The 18,113-nt window shown below is 71.8% G+C and carries 21 protein-coding genes; 3 read left to right on the top strand and 18 right to left on the bottom strand.

Annotation, left to right across the window (positions count from 1 at the left end; translation table 11 throughout):
• The first annotated feature begins 137 nt into the window (after positions 1–137).
• Entirely contained in the window at positions 138–947 is an 810-nt protein-coding gene (locus ACZ6O5_RS25575) for an alpha/beta hydrolase (protein WP_465980268.1), read from the top strand.
• Between the two features lie 41 nt (positions 948–988).
• Here ACZ6O5_RS25575 and ACZ6O5_RS25570 read toward each other — a convergent pair whose 3' ends face one another.
• Together ACZ6O5_RS25570 and murA are read right to left on the bottom strand one after the other, a co-directional pair.
• Positions 989–1,837 (bottom strand): 3-hydroxyacyl-CoA dehydrogenase family protein, encoded by an 849-nt coding sequence (locus ACZ6O5_RS25570; RefSeq protein ID WP_465980267.1) that lies wholly within the window; start codon positions 1,835–1,837, stop codon positions 989–991.
• 66 nt (positions 1,838–1,903) lie between these two features.
• Entirely contained in the window at positions 1,904–3,334 is a 1,431-nt protein-coding gene (murA, locus tag ACZ6O5_RS25565) for a UDP-N-acetylglucosamine 1-carboxyvinyltransferase (RefSeq protein ID WP_431932680.1), read from the bottom strand.
• On the opposite strand from murA, the gene ACZ6O5_RS25560 reads away from it, so the two are divergent.
• A complete protein-coding gene (locus tag ACZ6O5_RS25560; RefSeq protein ID WP_107157005.1) occupies positions 3,333–3,905 on the top strand; it encodes a cob(I)yrinic acid a,c-diamide adenosyltransferase in 573 nt (190 codons plus the stop codon). The two genes, murA and ACZ6O5_RS25560, sit on opposite strands and share 2 nt — an antisense overlap.
• Positions 3,906–4,003: 98 nt before the next feature.
• Here ACZ6O5_RS25560 and ACZ6O5_RS25555 read toward each other — a convergent pair whose 3' ends face one another.
• The 3 genes from ACZ6O5_RS25555 to ACZ6O5_RS25545 form a co-directional block, all read right to left on the bottom strand.
• On the bottom strand, positions 4,004–4,732 hold the full coding sequence (locus ACZ6O5_RS25555; protein ID WP_465980266.1) for a DedA family protein: 729 nt from the start codon (positions 4,730–4,732) through the stop codon (positions 4,004–4,006).
• 81 nt (positions 4,733–4,813) lie between these two features.
• The gene (locus ACZ6O5_RS25550) at positions 4,814–5,506 is read right to left on the bottom strand and encodes a response regulator (RefSeq protein ID WP_281937587.1); all 693 of its coding nucleotides are present in this window, start codon (positions 5,504–5,506) and stop codon (positions 4,814–4,816) included.
• Positions 5,503–6,675, bottom strand: coding sequence for a sensor histidine kinase (locus ACZ6O5_RS25545; RefSeq protein ID WP_465980265.1), 1,173 nt, complete (start codon positions 6,673–6,675; stop codon positions 5,503–5,505). Before ACZ6O5_RS25545 ends, ACZ6O5_RS25550 begins: the two co-directional genes overlap by 4 nt.
• A 129-nt stretch (positions 6,676–6,804) precedes the next feature.
• On the opposite strand from ACZ6O5_RS25545, the gene ACZ6O5_RS25540 reads away from it, so the two are divergent.
• On the top strand, positions 6,805–7,398 hold the full coding sequence (locus ACZ6O5_RS25540; RefSeq protein ID WP_465980264.1) for a class I SAM-dependent methyltransferase: 594 nt from the start codon (positions 6,805–6,807) through the stop codon (positions 7,396–7,398).
• A 41-nt stretch (positions 7,399–7,439) separates the two neighbouring features.
• Here the strand turns inward: ACZ6O5_RS25540 and ACZ6O5_RS25535 are convergent, their stop codons facing one another.
• From ACZ6O5_RS25535 to ACZ6O5_RS25475, 13 genes are all read right to left on the bottom strand, one after another.
• On the bottom strand, positions 7,440–7,997 hold the full coding sequence (locus ACZ6O5_RS25535) for a hypothetical protein (protein ID WP_465977190.1): 558 nt from the start codon (positions 7,995–7,997) through the stop codon (positions 7,440–7,442).
• A gap of 428 nt (positions 7,998–8,425) precedes the next feature.
• A complete protein-coding gene (locus ACZ6O5_RS25530; protein ID WP_425786159.1) occupies positions 8,426–8,881 on the bottom strand; it encodes a DUF2550 domain-containing protein in 456 nt (151 codons plus the stop codon).
• Between the two features lie 12 nt (positions 8,882–8,893).
• Positions 8,894–9,172 carry a F0F1 ATP synthase subunit epsilon gene (locus tag ACZ6O5_RS25525; RefSeq protein WP_047893558.1) on the bottom strand — a complete coding sequence of 93 codons (279 nt, stop codon included), beginning with the start codon at positions 9,170–9,172 and terminating at the stop codon, positions 8,894–8,896.
• A 108-nt stretch (positions 9,173–9,280) separates the two neighbouring features.
• Positions 9,281–10,423 carry an LCP family protein gene (locus ACZ6O5_RS25520; protein WP_405090986.1) on the bottom strand — a complete coding sequence of 381 codons (1,143 nt, stop codon included), beginning with the start codon at positions 10,421–10,423 and terminating at the stop codon, positions 9,281–9,283.
• 215 nt (positions 10,424–10,638) lie between these two features.
• Entirely contained in the window at positions 10,639–12,084 is a 1,446-nt protein-coding gene (atpD, locus tag ACZ6O5_RS25515; RefSeq protein WP_107156997.1) for a F0F1 ATP synthase subunit beta, read from the bottom strand.
• The gene (locus ACZ6O5_RS25510; RefSeq protein WP_107156996.1) at positions 12,084–13,013 is read right to left on the bottom strand and encodes a F0F1 ATP synthase subunit gamma; all 930 of its coding nucleotides are present in this window, start codon (positions 13,011–13,013) and stop codon (positions 12,084–12,086) included. Before ACZ6O5_RS25510 ends, atpD begins: the two co-directional genes overlap by 1 nt.
• Positions 13,014–13,017: 4 nt before the next feature.
• Complete coding sequence (gene atpA / locus ACZ6O5_RS25505; RefSeq protein WP_465980263.1) at positions 13,018–14,670, bottom strand: F0F1 ATP synthase subunit alpha; 1,653 nt, start codon at positions 14,668–14,670, stop codon at positions 13,018–13,020.
• An 85-nt stretch (positions 14,671–14,755) separates the two neighbouring features.
• Complete coding sequence (locus ACZ6O5_RS25500) at positions 14,756–15,577, bottom strand: F0F1 ATP synthase subunit delta (protein ID WP_465980262.1); 822 nt, start codon at positions 15,575–15,577, stop codon at positions 14,756–14,758.
• Positions 15,577–16,116, bottom strand: a complete 540-nt coding sequence (locus ACZ6O5_RS25495) for a F0F1 ATP synthase subunit B (protein WP_465980261.1) — start codon at positions 16,114–16,116, stop codon at positions 15,577–15,579. The genes ACZ6O5_RS25500 and ACZ6O5_RS25495 overlap by 1 nt, the downstream gene beginning before the upstream one ends.
• A gap of 30 nt (positions 16,117–16,146) precedes the next feature.
• Positions 16,147–16,380 (bottom strand): ATP synthase F0 subunit C, encoded by a 234-nt coding sequence (locus ACZ6O5_RS25490; RefSeq protein ID WP_091571232.1) that lies wholly within the window; start codon positions 16,378–16,380, stop codon positions 16,147–16,149.
• 70 nt (positions 16,381–16,450) lie between these two features.
• On the bottom strand, positions 16,451–17,248 hold the full coding sequence (atpB, locus tag ACZ6O5_RS25485; protein ID WP_465980260.1) for a F0F1 ATP synthase subunit A: 798 nt from the start codon (positions 17,246–17,248) through the stop codon (positions 16,451–16,453).
• Between the two features lie 11 nt (positions 17,249–17,259).
• Complete coding sequence (locus tag ACZ6O5_RS25480) at positions 17,260–17,496, bottom strand: AtpZ/AtpI family protein (RefSeq protein WP_107157102.1); 237 nt, start codon at positions 17,494–17,496, stop codon at positions 17,260–17,262.
• 175 nt (positions 17,497–17,671) lie between these two features.
• Complete coding sequence (locus ACZ6O5_RS25475) at positions 17,672–18,103, bottom strand: hypothetical protein (RefSeq protein WP_465980259.1); 432 nt, start codon at positions 18,101–18,103, stop codon at positions 17,672–17,674.
• Positions 18,104–18,113 lie beyond the last annotated feature (10 nt).

Genomic DNA, 18,113 nt, shown 5'->3' with positions numbered 1-18,113 from the left:
TGGGGTTTGGCGGGGGTGGCCGGCTGCTGGGCCGCGGCCGCGGGCCCGACCGGGGGGGCGTCGGGCTTCGGCTCGCGCGCCCGCCGAGGCGTTAAGCGGGGGCCCCTCCTTACACCGGGGGTGGCACACTCGCCGGCATGGGACGCACGCTGAGCCGGCGGACGGTGCTGACCGCCGCCGGTGGGATCGCCGGCGCCGGCCTGGTCGGCGGCCTGGCCGCCCGGCAGCTCGCCGAGCCCCGCCCCGGGCCCGGACCCGCCCTGCCGGACGCGCCGGCCGGCGACGAACGGCTGATCCGGATCGCCTCCGCGGCCCGGGGCCGGGAGGTGGACTTCTGGACCGCCGTGCCCGAGGGGTACGGCGACGGTCGCGGCCTGCCCGTCTGCCTGGTCCTGCACGGCGCCTCCGCCACCCCGCGCGACTACGGCCGGTTCGGGCTGGCCCGTTTCCTCACCGAGGCGGTACGCCGCGGCGCACCGCCGTTCGCGCTCGCCGGCGCCACCGGCGGCCGACTCTCCTGGCGCCCGTCGGGCAACGACGACCCGCAGCGGATGGTGCGCGAGGAGGTGCCCGCCTGGTGCGCCCGGCGCGGCTTCGACAGCAGCCGGCTGGCCGTCTGGGGCTGGTCGATGGGGGGCTTCGGGGCGCTGCTGCTCGCCGAGACGTACCCGGACTGGGCGCGGATGGTCGCGGCCTTCTCACCGGCGGTCAGCCGCGGCGACGCGGTCTTCACCGGCGTCGACAGGCTGCGCGGCACACCGGTCGGGCTCTGGTGCGGCCGGCAGGACAACTTCCTGAAGGACGTCCGCGCGTTGGCCCGGGTGCTGCCCGAACGCCCGGTACGCGCGGCCTGGGCCGACGGGCGGCACAACTTCGGCTACTGGGGCACCGTCATCCCGGACGCGTTCGCGCTGATCGGCGGCGCCCTCACCCCGCCCCGGCCGTGAGCCGCCCCCGGCCGGCACGGGCCGGGGGCGGTCCGCACGACTCAGTACGGGTAGAAGCCCTGGCCGGACTTGCGGCCCAGGTCACCGGCGGTGGCCATGCGCTGGAGCAGCTCCGGCGGGAAGAACTTCTCGTCCGCCGTGTCGGTGTAGATGTTGCGGGTGGCGTTGAGCAGCACGTCCACGCCGGTCAGGTCGACCGTGGCCAGCGGGCCCATGGCGTGCCCGAAGCCCAGCTTGCAGGCGGTGTCCAGATCCTCGGCGGAGATCACGCCGGCCTCCACCAGCTTGACCGCCTCCATCGCCAGCGCGCAGATCAGCCGGGTGGTGACGAAACCGGCGATGTCCCGGTTGACCACCACGACGGTCTTGCCGATCTCCTCGGCGAACGACCGGGCGGCGTCCATGGTCGCGTCGGCGGTCTTGTAGCCCCGGACCAGCTCGCAGAGCTTCATCATCGGCACCGGCGAGAAGAAGTGGGTACCGACCACCGACTCCGGACGCTGCGTGGCGGTGGCGATCTGGGTGACCGGGATGGCCGAGGTGTTGGTGGCCAGCACCGCGTCCGCCTTGCAGATCTTGTCCAGCGCGCGGAACACCTCGTGCTTGATCTCGATCTTCTCGAAGACCGCCTCGACCACGATGTCCGCGTCGGCCGCCGCCTCCAGCTCGGTGGTCGGGGTGATCCGGGCCAGCGTCGCCTCGACGTCGGACGCCTCGATCTTGCCCTTCTCGGCGAACTTCGCCAGCGACTTCCGGATGCCGTCGACGCCCCGCTTCGTGGCCGCGTCGTCGACGTCGCGCAGCGTCACCTGCCAGCCCGCCTGCGCCGCCACCTGGGCGATGCCCGAGCCCATCAGCCCGGCACCGACGACCGCGAGTCGACCCGCCATCTGCTTCTCCCTCGCCCGTTTCCTACAACGTCTGGGAGAACCCTACTTAACGAGGGATAAGGACCGTCAGATGGCCAGGTCCGGTTCCTCCGGCGCGGTGCCCCGCTCCACCTCGACGCCGAGCGCCCGCAGGTCCGCCACGAAGTCCGGGTAGCCCCGGTCGACGTGGTGCACGTGCGAGACCTCGGTGAGCCCGTCCGCGCACAGCCCGGCGATGATCAGGCCGGCGCCGGCCCGGATGTCGGTGGCCCGGACCGGGGCGCCGGAGAGCCGCTCCCGGCCGCAGACCAGGGCGTGATGGCCGTCGGTGCGGATCTCCGCGCCGAGCCGCATCATCTCGTTGGCGAACATGAACCGGCCGTCGAAGATGTTCTCCGTGATCAGGGAGCCGCCGTGGCTCACCGCGGCCAGCCCGATCGCCATCGGCAGCAGGTCGGTGGCGAAGCCCGGATAGGGCAGCGTGACCACGTCCACCGCCGCCGGCCGGTCGTCCATCCGGACCCGGAACGCGTCGCCGCGCGTCTCCACCAGGCCGCCGGCCGAGACCAGCTTGTCCAGCGCGACCTCCAGGTAGGCCGGGTCGAGGCCGGTCACGGTGACGTCGCCGCGGGTCATCGCGGCGGCGAACGCCCAGGTGCCGGCCACGATCCGGTCCCCCACCGTGGCGTGCCGCACCGGGCGCAGGTCGGGCACGCCGACGATCTGCACCGTCGAGGAACCGGCGCCGGAGATCCGGGCGCCCATCCGGTTCAGCATGGTGCAGATGTCGACGATCTCCGGCTCCCGGGCCGCGTTGTCGATCGTCGTGGTGCCCCGGGCCAGCACCGCCGCCATCACCAGGTTCTCGGTGGCGCCCACGCTCGGGAAGTCCAGCACGATGTCCGCGCCGTGCAGCCCGTCGGGCGCCTCGGCGATGACGAAGCCGTGCTCACCGGAGATGTCCGCGCCCATCCGGGCCAGCCCGGCGATGTGCATGTCCAGGCCGCGCGAGCCGATCGCGTCGCCGCCGGGGTGGGCCACCCGGACGTGCCCGCGCCGCGCCAGCAGCGGGCCGAGCACGCAGATCGACGCGCGCAGCCGGCGGACCAGGTCGTAGTCGGCCTCCGCGCCCGGCCGCTCGGGCACGTCGATGACGACCGAGCGGGACCGCTCCCGGCCGCCGCCGGCGACCATCGGGTCGACCGGGTCGTCGGGGCCGAAGCGTACGCCGCAGCCGAGCCGGCGCAGCACCTCACCCATGATCGCGATGTCGGTGATCCGGGGCACGTTGGTGATCACGCTGCGGCCGGGCGCGAGCAGCGCGGCGGCCATCAGCTTCAACGCCGAGTTCTTCGCACCCACCACGTGCACGGTGCCGGCCAGCCGGGCGTCCCCGCGTACCCGGATGACGTCGACGTCGCTGACCGCCGGGTCGCCGGCGTCACCCGGCCCCACCGCGGTCGGCCGGTCGGGCCGTACCGGGATGGTCAGGTCCGGTATCCGTAGGCTGTGCGTCATGGCCGTCCACCTCACGCGCATCTACACCAAGGCCGGCGACGCCGGCATGACCAGGCTGAGCAACAACGAGCAGGTGCCGAAGACCGATCCGCGGATCGCCGCGTACGCGGACGTCGACGAGTGCAACGCCTCGATCGGCGTCGCGCTCGCCCTGGGGCAGCTCCCGGACGAGCTGCGGGGGGTGCTGGAGTCCGTGCAGAACGACATGTTCGACGTCGGCGCGGACCTGGCGACACCGGTCGAGCCGGACCCGGAGTACCCGCCGCTGCGGGTCACCGAGGAGTACGTCGAGCGCCTCGAGGGCTGGTGCGACGAGTTCAACGCACGCCTGGGCAAGCTCGACTCCTTCATCCTCCCCGGCGGCACCGCGGGCGCGGCGCTGCTGCACGTGGCACGGACGACCGCCCGGCGCGCCGAGCGTGCGGCATGGGCGTTGGTCGCGCACGACCCCGATCGGACCAGCACGCTCCCGGCAAAGTATCTCAACCGGCTCTCCGATCTGCTCTTTATCCTGTCAAGAACGGCCAATCCGGGCGGCGATGTGCTATGGGTGCCGGGCGGGAAGCGCTGACCGTCAGCGGGCCGCACCACGCGCAGGCCCGCATACCCGACCTGACGGCAGCCAGTCGTACCCGGTGACCGGATTCCGGCGGGGCGCGGCCGGCCGGGTCAGCAGCGGTCGACCGCGCCCCGCCGGACGGGCGCGGTCCGGCCCGCCCCCGGACGGCGGGAACCCGGCCGGCGGCGGGTGCCGCCCGCCCGCGCCGGCACCGGCCCGGAACAGGCGCGGCGGGCCGCGCGCCGTCGGCGTACCCGCAGACGCCGGAACGCCACCGCGAGCGCGACCGCCACCACCACCGCCACCCCGGCGGCGGCCGGGAGACCGGCCGGCAGTCCGCCGGCCGCCCAGCCCACCAGCACCGTGCCGGGCACCCAGACGACGACCGCCAGGCCGTCGAAGAGCACGAACCGGCGGTACGGCAGCCCGGCCGCCCCGGCCACCCGGGGCACCAGCGTGCGGACGAACGCGGTCCAGCGACCCAGCAGCACCGCGGTCCCGCCCCGGGCGGCGACCAGCGCCTCGGCCCGCCGCCAGCGAGCTTCCCCCACCCACCGGCCGACCGGCCCACCACGCAGGCGGGGGCCGAGCAGCCGCCCCTCCAGATAGCCGAGCTGGTCCCCGACGAACGCGGCGGTGGTGGTCACCGCCAGCGCGGCGCCCAGGTCGACACGGCCGGCACGGGCCAGCAGGCCGACCGTCAGCATGGTGGTCGCGGCCGGCAGCACCAGCCCGGCCAGCAGCCCCACCTCACCGGCGAGCACCGCCGCCGCGACCAGCAGCAGGAGGCCCGGCGGCAGGGTGTCGAGCCGGTCCACCAGGGAATCCAGGAAGGTCATGCCTACCAGCGTCGTCGCGGCGTCGGCCGGTGACGTCCTGCCCGCGGCCGGGGCGGGTCCTCCGGGTGGCCGGTCGTGGCCCTAGGGTCCACCCGGATCCGGCACCGGGTTGAACCCGTCGTCGACCAGACCGAGCCGGTGCGCCACCACCGCGGCCTGCACCCGGTTCCGCAGTTCCAGCTTCTCCATCGCGGCCGAGACGTGCGTCTTCACCGTGGTCACGCCGAGGTGCAGCCGGGCGGCGATCTCCGCGTTCGACAGTCCCGCCCCGACCAGCGCCAGCACCTCCCGCTCCCGCGGGCTGAGCAGACCGAGCCCCGCGACGGCCGGATCGGGGGTACGGTCGCGGTCGTGCGCGGCGAGCGCGCGGCGCAGCACCCGGGCCAGCACCGGCGGGGCGAGCAGCGGCTCACCCTGGGCGGCCCGCCGCACCGCGTCGACCAGCTCCTCCGGGGCGCCGTCCTTCACCAGGTAGCCCTGCGCGCCCGCGCCGAGCGCCCCGTAGACGTTCGCGTCGTCCGCGAACGTGGTCAGCACCAGCACCCGGGCCGCCGGCTGCTGCCGCAGGATCCGCCGGGTCGCCTCGATGCCGTCCAGCCGGGGCATCCGCAGGTCCATCAGGATGACGTCCGGCCGTAGCCGCTCGGCGAGCCGGACCGCCTCGTGGCCGTCGCCGGCCTCGCCCACCACCTCGAAGCCCCCGGCCGTCCGCAGCACCAGGCCCACCCCGGCCCGGACCAGCGTCTGGTCGTCCACCACCAACACTCTGATCATTCGTTCTCCCTGATCGGCAGCCGTACCCGGACCCGCCAGCCGCCACCCTCCGTGCCACCCGCGACGAGCGTCCCACCGAGCAGGCCCACCCGCTCCCGCATGCCCCGCAGCCCGTGCCCCGAGGCCGGCAACCGGGGGCCCGGACGCGCCGGGCCGCTGTCCCACACCTCGATCAGCAACGCGCCGGCGGTCACCTGGACGTCGACCGAGACGACCGCGCCCGGCCCGGCGTGCTTCAGGCTGTTGGTCAGCGCCTCCTGCACCACCCGGGCCGCGGTCGTGCCTCCCACCAGCGGCATGTGCAGCACCTCGGGCATCCGCACCTGCACCGCCAGGCCGGCCTCCCGCACCCGCCGGGCCGCGTCCCGGATCACCTGCGCCGGATCGACGGACGTCTCGGCCGGCACCACCGCGTCCGGGTCACGGAGCACCTCCAACAGTTCCCGCAGCTCGTCCAGCACCTGGCCGGCGGTGTCCCGCAGCTCGTCGAGCGCCAACACCGCCTCGTCGGGGCGGCCGGTGTGCTGCACCGCGTACCGGGCGGCACCGGCCCGCAGCGCGATCGCCGCGACGTGGTGCGCGACGATGTCGTGCAGATCCCGGGCGATCGCGGTGCGCTCGGTCAGCCGGACCATCCGGGTCTCCGCCGCCCGCCGCTCCTCCGCCTCCCGGGCCCGCTCCTCGGCCGCGCGGGCGGCCTGGCGCACCCCGCTGAGGTAGCGGCCGAACGCCACCGGCGCGGCGGCGATCCCGGCCAGCATCACCAGCCGCAACACGCCGACACCGCCGCGGAGGACCTCCGCGTTGCCCGGGTCGATCACGTTGATCAGCGTCACGGTCAGCAGGAGCGCGTACCCGGCGGCCGTGGCCGGCCAGCTCGACCGGTACGCGACGTAGCCCAACGCGACCGCGGCGGCGAACTGGGCGGTGTCCGCGCCGGTCACCGTCACCGCGTCGGCCACCAACAGCAGCGCCGACGTGGCGAGCAGCACCGGCCACGGCCAGCGCCGGACGCCCACCAGGACCAGGCCGGTGAGCACCGCGAAGACCCCCGCCCACGCCTCGCGCGGAATGCCGGGGATGACGATCCGGGTGCTGATCAGCCCCAGCGTGGCCGTGCCGAGCCCGAGCAGCAGCTCGGGCCACCGGATCCACCGCCTGCCCCCCATGCGGCCACCATACGGAGCCGGACGCGGCGGCCAGCCCTTCCACCGGCCGGCGCCCCTCCTCCGACTGGCCGGTGTACCGGCCCGCCGCACGAGACCCGGGCGGCGTCCGCGCGCCTACCGTCGGTCGGCATGATCAGCGACGCCCCCACCTTCCTCGGCCAGTTCGCCCGGCACCCGTTCGCCACCGGCGCGGTGCTGCCGAGCGGGTCGGTCCTCGCCCGGGACATCACCGCCGCCGTGCCCCGCAACGGGCATCCGCTGGTGGTGGAGCTGGGCCCCGGCACCGGCGCCTTCACCCGGGCCATCCAGCAGCGGCTGGCCGGGCGCGGCCAGCACCTGGCGGTCGAACTCAACCCGAGCTTCGCCGCCGCGCTGGCCCGTCGTCACGCCGCCGTCGAGGTGGTACGCGCCGACGCGGCCACCCTCGACCGGGTGTTGACCGAGCGGCACCTTCCCGCCGCCGACGTGGTGGTGAGCGGACTGCCCTGGGCGGCCTTCGGCGCCGGGCGGCAGCTCGCCGTGCTCGACGCGGTGCGGGCGGCGCTGCGGCCGAGTGGCGTGTTCACCACGTTCGCGTACCGGCACGCGCTCGCGACCCGGCCCGCCCGCCGCTTCCGACGCCTGCTGACCGGCGCGTTCGATGAGGTGACGATCGGGCGGACGGTCTGGGCGAACCTGCCACCGGCCCTGGTCTACCACTGCCGTCGACCGGTGAGCCGCTGAAGGCCGGCACCCCTGTCCGGGGTGCCGGCCTTCGTGGCGTCTTAGCTGTTCCAGTGCTTGTTGACCAGGTCGGTGGCCTGCTTCTCCCACTGGGCGTACGCGTCCGGGTAGGCCGACACCTGCACCGTCTGCGCGGCCTGGGTCACCGGCATGTCCTGCCAGCCGTCGACCTGCTTCAACCCCTTCAGGAACGCAAGCGTCGAGTACTCCGGGTCGGTGATCTGCTCCGGCGTGCCCCAACCCGAGGACGGACGCTGCTGGAACAGACCCAGCGAGTCGTGGTCGTTACGGTCGCCGAGGTGGCCCAGGTTCTCCAGCTTCGACTCCTGCAACGCCGTCGCGATCGAGACCACCGCCGCCCGCTCCGGCAGCCCGGCCTTCTTCGTCGCCGCGATGATCGCCTTCACGTTGGCCGTCTGCTCGCCGTTCAGGCTGATCGTCGACTGCTCACCCTGCACACCCGCCACGGCCGTGACCGGCTTGCTGGCGGTGGCGGCGTGCGCGGACTCGACGTGACCGGCGATCGGACCGGCAAACACACCACCGGTGAAAGCCAGACCAGCAATACCCAGCACACTCTTACGCAGCATCGTGTTCATGGCGAGGGCTCCATTCAGGGGTCAACGCACCGGGGGGTGCGGGCACCGTCAGGCGCACAAGAAAAGCCTTGGCTGCTCGCGGGGCGGGGGCCTCGACGCGGCGCCGGAACTGTGTGTAACGACCGGGGGTCCACCGTCATTCCCGGGCGGGGGCGGCGCGGGGGCGCTTGCCTTCCTCGGCCGTGCACCGGGATACAACGCCGCGACCCCCCGACCCATTCCACCGCCAGCGTGCCGCCCACCACCCCGAAACCGGACACCCCACCCATCCCGCCCCAGTCGGGGACACCCGAGCGCGACTCCTCGACACCCCGGCTCGCCGATCTTGCACTTGCTGCCCGCGTAACGCCGCTTTTGTGCCTTATGGGCGGGCAGCAACTGCATGATCGGCGCAGCAGTGCGGGGGGCGGGGCGGGGACGGGGGGCCGTCAGGCGGCGGGCCAGTCCTGGGAGGCCAGACGTGGCGAGGCCGCCCCCGGAGGGGCGGCCTCGAGCCAGGAGAGGAAGCCGGTCACCGTGGATCGCGCCATGGCGATCTCGACCGGAGCATGGTCGCTGGTGCAGCGCAGGATCACCCAGTCGGCCGGCATGGAGAGGCGCTCCTGCCCCTCAGGCAGGCGGCGGCGCTCCACCGCCAGCCCCTTGCGGGAGAGCACCCGCTTCGGGCGGAGCGCGAAGCTGAACATGCGGTACCAACGGAGCTGATCGCCGGCGAACCGGCCGAAGCCGGGTGACCAACCACGGCCGTCGAGCATCGTGGTGACCCGGACGCTCAGCCGGATGATTCCCCCGCTACGGGTGAACAGGGCCCGCCGGATGAAGAGGATCAGAAGCGCGACGACGACGACCGCGACGCCGATTCCGATCCCTTCCACGATCTCCATCGGCGGGTCGGCTCAGCGGGCCGGAGTGGCCGGGGTGGCGCTCTCGGCGAGGACGGTCACGCCCTCACCGGTGACCGACAGGAAGCCGCCGGCGACGTCGTACGCGACCTGCTGGCCACCGGCCTGCTTGATGCGCACCTGGCTGGGCTCCGCGAGCTGGCCGAGCAGCGGCGCGTGCCCCGGCAGCACACCGAGCTCACCCTCGGTCGTCCGGGCGACGACCATCTCGGCCTCACCGGTCCAGACCTTCTCCTCGACGGCTACGAGCTCGACGTGAAGCTGCTGTGCCACGCTGTCTCCTTGCTGCGGCGGCGGATTGCCGAAAGTCTAGTCGCGCCCCCGGGCGCCACCCAACGCGGGTGGTGAGAGCCGGGCCACGGCACTCCGCACCCGCTCAGGCTACTGGCTCTTCTGCTTGAAGTCGGGGTGCTCCAGCAGGAACGCGTCCAACTGCTCGGCACGCAGGGCGGCGAAGAAGTCGTCGGCCGGGGCGAGGAGCTGTTCGCCCCGGTAGGCGCTGCCGCTCCCGATCGGCCCGCCGGGCAGCTTGATCGTCTCGATGGCGTCGGGACGGATGTCCTTGAGCGCGAGGCCGAAGTCGACGACGCTGTTGCCCCGGCCGTTGAAGACCAGCGACTGCCCGGCGGCCCGCAGCACCCGGTCCAGCTTGACCGGGTTGGCCACCACGTCGGCGCTGAACGCCTGGCTCACCATCGCCTTGACGAACTGCTGCTGGTGCCGCTGCCGGCCGTAGTCCGCGTCCGGCACGCCGTTCTTGGGGTAGCGCTGCCGGACGTAGTCCAGCGCCTGCCAGCCCGTGAGGTGGGCGTTGCCCTTCTTGTACCGGGCCTGCGGGCCGAGGTAGCCACCCCCGCCCGGCTTGAGCTGGCGCGGCGTGCCGTCCGGCTGGAGGTGCTCGGACTTCACGTCGCGCTCGATGTACATGTCGACGCCGCCCATGGCGTCCACGATCTTCTTGAACCCGCTGAAGTTGATGATCGCGCCGGCGTCGAAGCGCTTGATGCCGGTGACCCCCTGGACGGTCTTGGCGAGCAGTTCGAAGCCCTGCGCGGCGCTCGGGTTCTTGCCCGGCACGTTGCTGCCGTGCGACATGGCGGCGTTGATCCGGTCGGTGCCGCCGGAGTAGTCGGCCTTCGGGAAGGCCGGGATGTCCACCCGCAGGTCGCGCGGGAGCGAGAAGAGATAGCCGCGGTCCATGCCGGCCGGCACGTGCAGGATCATGATCGAGTCGGAGAGCGGGCGGGCCGTCGAGGTCCGGGGGTCGATGCCGACGAGCAGGATGTTGAGCGGGCCCTTGATGTCGCTCTTCTTCTCGGTGGCGCCGGCCGCCTGGTCGCCGAAGAGGTCGCCCTTGCCGACCGCGCCCTCGTAGCGCGCGACGAGAGTGTGGTAGCCCACCAGCACCGAACCACTGAGCACCATCATGACGATGCCGAGGATGGTGCTGACCCGGGCCCACCGCGGCACGCCACGCCACATGGACCGCTTGCCCCGGTCCGTGCCGCCCTTACCCACGAGCATCTCCTATCGTCGCGCCCACGAAGAGGAGACGGGCGCAGGGGTCCGTTTCGTTGCAGAGATCAACGACGGTGACGCGAATTCGTGTCACGAACGGTACCGCGCGCTTCGGCGAACCGCTTGCCGGCCAACCGGGCGTCTGGTACGGGACCGGTCGTGAACAGGCGAAGGCCGCCCCGACGAGGTGTCGGGACGGCCTTCGTGGTGTGAGCGGGCTCTCAGCCCTCCTCACCCATCAGCTCCTCGGCCTTGGCCTTGAGGTCCTCCAGGCCACCGCACATGAAGAACGCCTGCTCCGGGAAGTGGTCGAACTCCCCCTCGCTGATCCGGCGGAAGGCGTCGATGGTCTCCGCGATCGGGACCGTCGAGCCCGGCACGCCGGTGAACTGCTCGGCGGCGTAGGTGTTCTGCGAGAGGAACCGCTCGATCCGGCGGGCGCGGCCGACGGTGAGCTTGTCCTCCTCGGAGAGCTCCTCGATGCCCAGGATGGCGATGATGTCCTGCAGGTCCTTGTAGCGCTGCAGGATCCGCTTCACCTCGGTGGCGACGGCGAAGTGGTCCTCGCCGACGAACTCCGGGGCGAGGATCCGGGACGAGGACGCCAGCGGGTCCACGGCCGGGTAGATGCCCTTGTCGGAGATCGACCGCTCCAGGTTGGTGGTCGCGTCGAGGTGGGCGAACGTGGTGGCCGGCGCCGGGTCGGTGTAGTCGTCGGCGGGCACGTAGATCGCCTGCATCGAGGTGATGGCCTGGCCCCGGACGGAGGTGATCCGCTCCTGGAGCTCGCCCATCTCGTCGGCCAGGGTCGGCTGGTAACCCACCGCGCTCGGCATCCGGCCGAGCAGCGTGGAGACCTCGGAACCGGCCTGGGTGAAGCGGAAGATGTTGTCGATGAAGAGCAGCACCTCCTGCTTCTTCACGTCGCGGAAGTACTCCGCCATGGTGAGCGCGGAGAGCGCGACCCGCAGCCGGGTGCCCGGCGGCTCGTCCATCTGGCCGTAGACCAGCGCGGTCTTGTCGATGACGCCGGACTCGGTCATCTCGGCGATGAGGTCGTTGCCCTCGCGGGTGCGCTCACCCACGCCGGCGAAGACCGAGGTACCACCGAAGTTCCGGGCCACCCGGGTGATCATCTCCTGGATGAGCACCGTCTTGCCCACGCCGGCACCACCGAACAGGCCGATCTTGCCGCCCTTGACGTACGGGGCGAGCAGGTCGATGACCTTGATGCCGGTCTCCAGCATCTCGGTCTTCGGCTCCAGGTCCGCGAAGGCCGGAGCCTTGCGGTGAATGCCCCAGTGGTCGTCGGCCTGGATGGTCTCGCCCTCGGTGAGGTTGAGGCACTCGCCGATCGCGTTGAACACGTGGCCCTTGACCGCGTCGCCCACCGGCACGCTGATCGGCGCGCCGGTGTCCCGGACGTCGGCGCCACGGACCAGGCCGTCGGTCGGCTGCATGGAGATGGCGCGGACCAGGTTGTCACCCAGGTGCTGGGCAACCTCCAGGGTCAGCGTCTTCTCACCGCCGGAGAGCGTCACGTCGACGTGCAGGGCGTTGAACAGACCCGGCATGGCGTCGCGGGGGAACTCGGCGTCGACGACCGGGCCGATGACCCGGACCACGCGACCCGTGGCCGTCTTGGTCTCCACTGCGGATACAGTCATCACACTTCACTTCCCGACGCGGCCAGCGCGTTCGCGCCGCCGACGATCTCACTGATCTCCTGGGTGATCCCGGCCTGACGGGCCGAGTTCATCTCACGCGTGTACTTCTCGATCATCTCTTCGGCGTTGTCGGTGGCGCTCTTCATCGCCCGCCGACGGGCGGCCGACTCGCTCGCCGCCGACTCCAGCAACGCCGCGTAGATCCGCGTGTTGATGTACTTCGGCAGCAGCGCGTCGAGCAGCGACTCCGGCTCCGGCTCGAACTCGTACGCCGGCAGCAGGCCCTCGGACCGCGGCCGGTCCTCGACCTGCATCGGGCCGACGATCCGGGTCACCGGGTTCTGCGTCATCAGGGACTTGAACTCGGTGTAGACGATGTGCAGCTCGTCCACGCCGAGGATCCCGTCCGCCCCGGCGTGGCCGTCCGCGTCGTCCGCGCCGGCGGTGAACGCCTTGATCAGCGTGTCACCGACCTCGCGGGCGTCGTCGAACGACGGCTGCTCGGAGAAGCCCGTCCAGCTCCCGGCGATCTCCCGGTTGCGGAACCGGTAGAACGCCACGCCCTTGCGGCCGATGACGTAGAGCACCGGCTCCTTGCCGTCGGCGCGCAGCCGGGCGATCAGCGACTCGGCGGTCCGGATCGCGTTCGAGCTGTACCCGCCGGCCAGACCTCGGTCGGCGGTGACCAGCAGGACGCCCGCCCGCCGCACCCGCTCACGCGGGGTGAGCAGCGGGTGGTCGATCCGCGCGTTGGAGGCCAGCGCCGTCAGCACGCCGGTGATCGCCTCGGCGTACGGCAGCGAGGCCGCCACCTTGGCCTGGGCCTTGGCGATGCGGCTCGTCGCGACGAGCTCCATCGCCTTGGTGATCTTCTTCATCCCCTTGGCGGAACGGATCCGCTGTCGGAGAACGCGTACCTGGGCGGCCATCGGATCAGCTCTCGGCGGGGCGGTCGGTGGTGCCGTCGCGGAAGCGGGTCACCGTCTCGCGGGTCTGCTCACCCTCCAGCGGCTCGGCCGGGGCGTCGTTGACGCGGACCTCGTCCTCCTTGCCCAGGAAGACCTGCTTGAACTCGGCGATGGCCGAGTCCAGCGAGGCGATGATGTCGTCGCCCCACTTGTTGTCCGCGATCGAGGCCAGCACGCCCTCGTGCTTGTGCCGGAGGTACTGGAGGAACTCCGACTCGAAGCGGCGGACCTCGCCGACCGGGACGTCGTCCAGCTTGCCCTCGGTGCCGGCCCAGACGGAGACGACCTGCTCGTTGACCGGGTACGGCGAGTAGTTCGGCTGCTTGAGCAGCTCGACCAGGCGGGAACCACGGGCGAGCTGGTTCTGCGAGGCGCGGTCCAGGTCGGAGGCGAAGGCGGCGAACGCCTCCAGCTCACGGAACTGGGCCAGGTTGAGCCGCAGCGAGCCGGCGACCTTCTTCATCGGCTTCACCTGCGCGGCGCCGCCGACCCGGGAGACCGAGGTGCCGACGTTGATGGCCGGCCGGACGCCCTGGTTGAACAGGTCGGTCTCGAGGAAGATCTGACCGTCGGTGATCGAGATGACGTTGGTCGGGATGAACGCCGAGATGTCGTTCGCCTTGGTCTCGATGATCGGCAGGCCGGTCATCGAGCCGCCGCCCAGTTCGTCGGAGAGCTTCGCGCAGCGCTCCAGCAGGCGGGAGTGCAGGTAGAAGACGTCACCCGGGTACGCCTCACGGCCCGGCGGGCGGCGCAGCAGCAGCGACACGGCCCGGTACGCCTCGGCCTGCTTGCTCAGGTCGTCGAAGACGATCAGGACGTGCTTGCCGCCGTACATCCAGTGCTGTCCGATGGACGAGCCGGTGTAGGGCGCGAGGTACTTGAAGCCGGCCGGGTCGGAGGCCGGGGAGGCGACGATGGTGGTGTACTCCATCGCGCCCGCCGCCTCCAACGTCCCCTTGATGGAGGCGATGGTGGAGGCCTTCTGGCCGATCGCGACGTAGATGCAGCGGACCTGCTTCGTCGGGTCGCCGGAGCGCCAGTTGTCCCGCTGGTTCAGGATGGCGTCCAGCGCGACGGTGGTCTTGCCGGTCTTCCGGTCGCCGATGATCAGCTGACGCTGGCCGCGGCCGACCGGGGTCATCGCGTCGATGGCCTTGATGCCGGTCTGCAGCGGCTCGAAGACGGACTGCCGGGCCATCACGTTCGGGGCCTGGAGCTCCAGCTCGCGGAAGCCCTCGTTGGCGATGTCGCCGATGGCGTCGATCGGCTCGCCGAGCGCGTTGACCACGCGGCCGAGGAACGCGTCACCGACCGGCACGGAGAGCACCCGGCCGGTGCGCTTGACGCGCTGACCCTCTTCGATCCCGCCGAAGTCGCCGAGGACGACGACACCGATCTCGCGCACGTCGAGGTTCAGCGCCACGCCGAGCGTGCCGTCCTCGAACTCCAGGAGCTCGTTGGTCATGGTCGAGGGCAGACCCTCGACGTGGGCGATGCCGTCGCCGGCGTCGGCGACGGTGCCGACCTCCTCACGGGAGACGTCGGCCGTGTAGGAGGAGACGTAGCGCTCCAGGGCGCCGCGGATCTCCTCCGTCGAGATGGTCAGCTCGGCCATCCTCTGCTTCCTTAAAGTTCAGGGGCCCGGGATACCAGGTACCGACCGGTCCGATGGCGTCGAAATCAGGGCTGCAAGACGCTGGTCAGCGCTTCGCGAGCGCGTTGCGGGTCTCGTTGAGGCGGCGCAGGACGGTGCCGTCGTACAGGTCGGAGCCGACCCGTACCCGCACCCCGCCGAGCACGTCGGGGTCGACCGTCTGCTTGACGGACACCTCCCGACCGTACATGCCGGAGAGGCGGGCACCGAGGCGTCGCTCCTCCTCCTCGGTCAGCGGGGCCGCCACGGTCACGTACGCGACCTGACGGTCCCGCCGGTCCGCGGCCAGCTCGACCAGCCGGGTGAGCGCGCCACCGAAGGAGCGACCCCCGAAGCCCGCGAGCGCGGCCTCGACGAGACGGACGGTGACCGGCCGGGCCTTGCCGTCGAGCAGTTGGCCGGCGAGGCCGGACCGCCGCTCGGCCGGGGCCATCGGGTCGGAGAGCGCGTTGGACAGCTCGGCGGAGCCGGAGACGACCTGACCGAAGCGGAACAGCTCGTCCTCGACCTCACCCAGCTCGCCGGCGGAGTCGGCGCTCGCCAGGAGCGCCTCCACACCCAACCGCTCGACGCCGTCGAGCAGTTCCGACGGGGTCGACCAGCGACCGGCGACCAGCGCGGCGAGCAGGTCGAGCGCCTCCGCGCCGACCTTGCCGCTGAGGATCCCGGTCAGCAGGGCCGTGCGGTCCGCACCGGAGCGGGCCGGGTCGGAGAGCGCCCGGCGCAGCCGCGGCTCGCGCCGCAGCAGGGCGGCGACGGAGAGGATGTCGTCGGCGGTGGAGGCCACCGCCGACGGCTCCGCGCCGCGGACGTACGCGTCGAGGCGTTCGACCCCGGCGGCGTACGACTCCCGGCTGGCGGCCTGCATCAGCGGGCCCCCGTGCTCTCGAGACCGCTCAGGAACCGGTCGACGGTGCCCTTGCGACGCGCCTCGTCGGCCAGCGACTCACCGACGATCTTGCTGGCCAGGTCCACCGCGATGGTGCCCATCTCGGCGCGCAGCTCGCGCACGATGGTGGCCCGCTCGGCCTGGAGCTGCTCCTTGCCGGCGGCGATGACCCGGTCGGACTCCTCGCGCGCCTTGGCGAGGATGTCCTGACGGATGCCCTCGGCGTCGGCCCGGGCGTCGTCCCGGATCCGGGCGGCGTCGGTACGCGCCTCGGCGAGCTGGGCGCGGTACTGCTCGAGCAGCTGGTTCGCCTCGGCCTGGGCGGCCTCGGCGCGCTTGATGCCGCCCTCGATCGCGTCCACCCGGGCCTGGAACGTCTGCTCCATGCGCGGGAAGACGAACTTCATCAGCACGAAGCAGAGGACACCGAAGGCGACCAGCCCGACCACGATCTCCTGCCAGACAGGGATGATCGGGTTGTGGGTCGTCTCACCACCCTCAGCGGCGAGGAAGAACATGGAAGACCTCCCGGTCGAAGGGGGGCTGGATTAGAGCTGGCCCTGCCAGATGAAGCCGAACGCGATGCCCAGCAGCGCCAGGGCCTCGATGACGGCGAAGCCGATCCAGACGTACGGAAGGGTCATCCGGGACGACTCCGGCTGGCGGGCGGTCGACTGGATGTAGGCCGAGAAGACCAGGCCCACGCCGATGCCCGGGCCGATGGCCGCGAGACCGTAGCCGATGGCGGCGGTGCTGCCCTCTACCGCGGCGTAGATGTCCATTGGTTGGTTCCTCCTGGTTATCACGCGTGACTCTCACGCGGGACGACAACGGTTGGTGCGAAAGATCGGATCAGTGCTCGTCGGCGAGCGCGCCCTGCACGTAGCTGGCGGTCAGCACCGTGAAGACGTACGCCTGCAGACAGATCACCAGGAACTCGAGGAAGGTCAGCGCGATCGTCATCGTCCAGGACAGCACCGACACCGGCGCGAGCCAGGCGTTGGCGCTGATCATGGCGAAGCCGCCGAGCGTGAAGACCAGTAGGAGCATGTGGCCGGCGAACATGTTCGCGAAGAGACGGACGGCGAGCGAGAACGGCCGGACGATGAAGGTCGAGAAGAGCTCGATCGGGATCAGCAGCGGCAGGATGAACCAGGGCGCCGGCGGGACCAGGGAGTTCTTGAAGTACTTCACGAAGCCGTGGTGCCGGATGCCGACGTAGTTGAACATCAGGTAGCTGATCACGGCGAGGAAGGCCGGGAACGCGATGTGCGAGTTCGGCGAGATCTGGAAGAACGGCACGATCGCGAAGAAGTTCGTCAGCAGGATGAAGCAGAAGAGCGTGGTGAAGTACGGCGCGAACCGCACCCCCGCATGCCCGATCATGTCCACCGCGATGTTGTTGCGGACGAAGCCGTAGATCGACTCGGCGAACCACTGCTTCTTGGTGGGGACGAGCTGCGGCTTCCGGTAGCTGACCAGGAAGAAGATGATCAAGATGCCGACGGCGACCCACACCATCGCCGTGATCTTGGTGAACCAGTACGAGTTCTCCGCACCCCAGGGCAGGATGCTGGGCAGGTAGAAGTCCCCCACGCTCGGTGGGAATTCCGCCTGGCCCTGAGCCAGGACGTTCGCCTGTCCGAACACCGCGTCCCTTCCTAAGTAGGCGTGCCCAGCCGGCGGACGACCAGGATGATGCCCCCGGCCATGCCGAGCACGACCCCGATGCCGGTGGCGACGCCGCCGGTATCGAGCCAACGGTCGACCAGCCAGCCGACGAAACCCCAGACGAGCATGCCCCCGATGAGGTATGAGAGCGCGGTCCAACCCTGACCGGCACCGGACGGAACGTCGCCCGAGCCGCCAGCGTTGGGGGGTTTCTGGTCACCGGCCATGACGGGGCGAACGATATCAGCAAGGCAGAAGAGGTTGTGCCTCACCCCCCGCACAACCTGGTTGTGTGGGACACGGGCGGGCGAAGTCGTCTGGAGGCACCGTACTCCTCCCGCGCCACTGAGAGAATGACCGATCGCGGACGCTGTGGCGCGTCGTCCGAAGGATGGGACGGGGTCAGCGCGCGACCCGTCGCGCGTGGACGGTGGCGAGCCACCAGATGTGCACGCCGGTCCAGATCACCACGCCCGCCGCGAGGCCCAGGCAGAACGGGATCAGCCCTGGCCAGCCGGTGGAGGCGACAAGCACCAGCACGCCGCCGAGCGCGGTCATCTTGGCCACGTAGAGGCCCAGCCCGAACGGCAGCACGAGCTGCGGGTCGCGGGCGTCGGCCCAGGCCAGCACCACGGTGGTGAGCGAGTAGCTGGCCGCCGTGACGGCCACCCCGCCGGCTGCGCCGAGCGCGCCGTCCGCGCCGCGCCACATCCCGCCGGCCACCGCCGCCACCGCGGCCAGCACGGCCACCGCGGCCAGCAGGACGGGCAGGTGACGCAGTCGCCACCCACGGTCCGCGACCGCCTCCGCCGCGCGCGTCCCCGACTCAGCCACGGGGGTACGC

The sequence above is a fragment of the Micromonospora sp. NPDC049201 genome (assembly GCF_055586805.1).
This window is presented reverse-complemented; position numbering and strand designations above follow the sequence as displayed.

Excerpts from the sequence above, each read along its gene's own strand:
- ACZ6O5_RS25560 (WP_107157005.1), top strand. The coding sequence starts at position 3,333 with ATGGCCGTCCACCTCACGCGCATCTACACCAAGGCCGGCGACGCCGGC.
- atpA (WP_465980263.1), bottom strand. The coding sequence starts at position 14,670 with ATGGCCGAGCTGACCATCTCGACGGAGGAGATCCGCGGCGCCCTGGAG.
- ACZ6O5_RS25540 (WP_465980264.1), top strand. The coding sequence starts at position 6,805 with ATGATCAGCGACGCCCCCACCTTCCTCGGCCAGTTCGCCCGGCACCCG.
- ACZ6O5_RS25570 (WP_465980267.1), bottom strand. The coding sequence starts at position 1,837 with ATGGCGGGTCGACTCGCGGTCGTCGGTGCCGGGCTGATGGGCTCGGGC.
- ACZ6O5_RS25530 (WP_425786159.1), bottom strand. The coding sequence starts at position 8,881 with ATGGAGATCGTGGAAGGGATCGGAATCGGCGTCGCGGTCGTCGTCGTC.
- ACZ6O5_RS25480 (WP_107157102.1), bottom strand. The coding sequence starts at position 17,496 with ATGGCCGGTGACCAGAAACCCCCCAACGCTGGCGGCTCGGGCGACGTT.
- ACZ6O5_RS25500 (WP_465980262.1), bottom strand. The coding sequence starts at position 15,577 with ATGCAGGCCGCCAGCCGGGAGTCGTACGCCGCCGGGGTCGAACGCCTC.
- atpD (WP_107156997.1), bottom strand. The coding sequence starts at position 12,084 with ATGACTGTATCCGCAGTGGAGACCAAGACGGCCACGGGTCGCGTGGTC.
- ACZ6O5_RS25495 (WP_465980261.1), bottom strand. The coding sequence starts at position 16,116 with ATGTTCTTCCTCGCCGCTGAGGGTGGTGAGACGACCCACAACCCGATC.
- ACZ6O5_RS25520 (WP_405090986.1), bottom strand. The coding sequence starts at position 10,423 with ATGCTCGTGGGTAAGGGCGGCACGGACCGGGGCAAGCGGTCCATGTGG.
- ACZ6O5_RS25490 (WP_091571232.1), bottom strand. The coding sequence starts at position 16,380 with ATGGACATCTACGCCGCGGTAGAGGGCAGCACCGCCGCCATCGGCTAC.
- ACZ6O5_RS25550 (WP_281937587.1), bottom strand. The coding sequence starts at position 5,506 with ATGATCAGAGTGTTGGTGGTGGACGACCAGACGCTGGTCCGGGCCGGG.
- ACZ6O5_RS25510 (WP_107156996.1), bottom strand. The coding sequence starts at position 13,013 with ATGGCCGCCCAGGTACGCGTTCTCCGACAGCGGATCCGTTCCGCCAAG.
- ACZ6O5_RS25545 (WP_465980265.1), bottom strand. The coding sequence starts at position 6,675 with ATGGGGGGCAGGCGGTGGATCCGGTGGCCCGAGCTGCTGCTCGGGCTC.
- ACZ6O5_RS25535 (WP_465977190.1), bottom strand. The coding sequence starts at position 7,997 with ATGAACACGATGCTGCGTAAGAGTGTGCTGGGTATTGCTGGTCTGGCT.
- ACZ6O5_RS25575 (WP_465980268.1), top strand. The coding sequence starts at position 138 with ATGGGACGCACGCTGAGCCGGCGGACGGTGCTGACCGCCGCCGGTGGG.
- ACZ6O5_RS25555 (WP_465980266.1), bottom strand. The coding sequence starts at position 4,732 with ATGACCTTCCTGGATTCCCTGGTGGACCGGCTCGACACCCTGCCGCCG.
- murA (WP_431932680.1), bottom strand. The coding sequence starts at position 3,334 with ATGACGCACAGCCTACGGATACCGGACCTGACCATCCCGGTACGGCCC.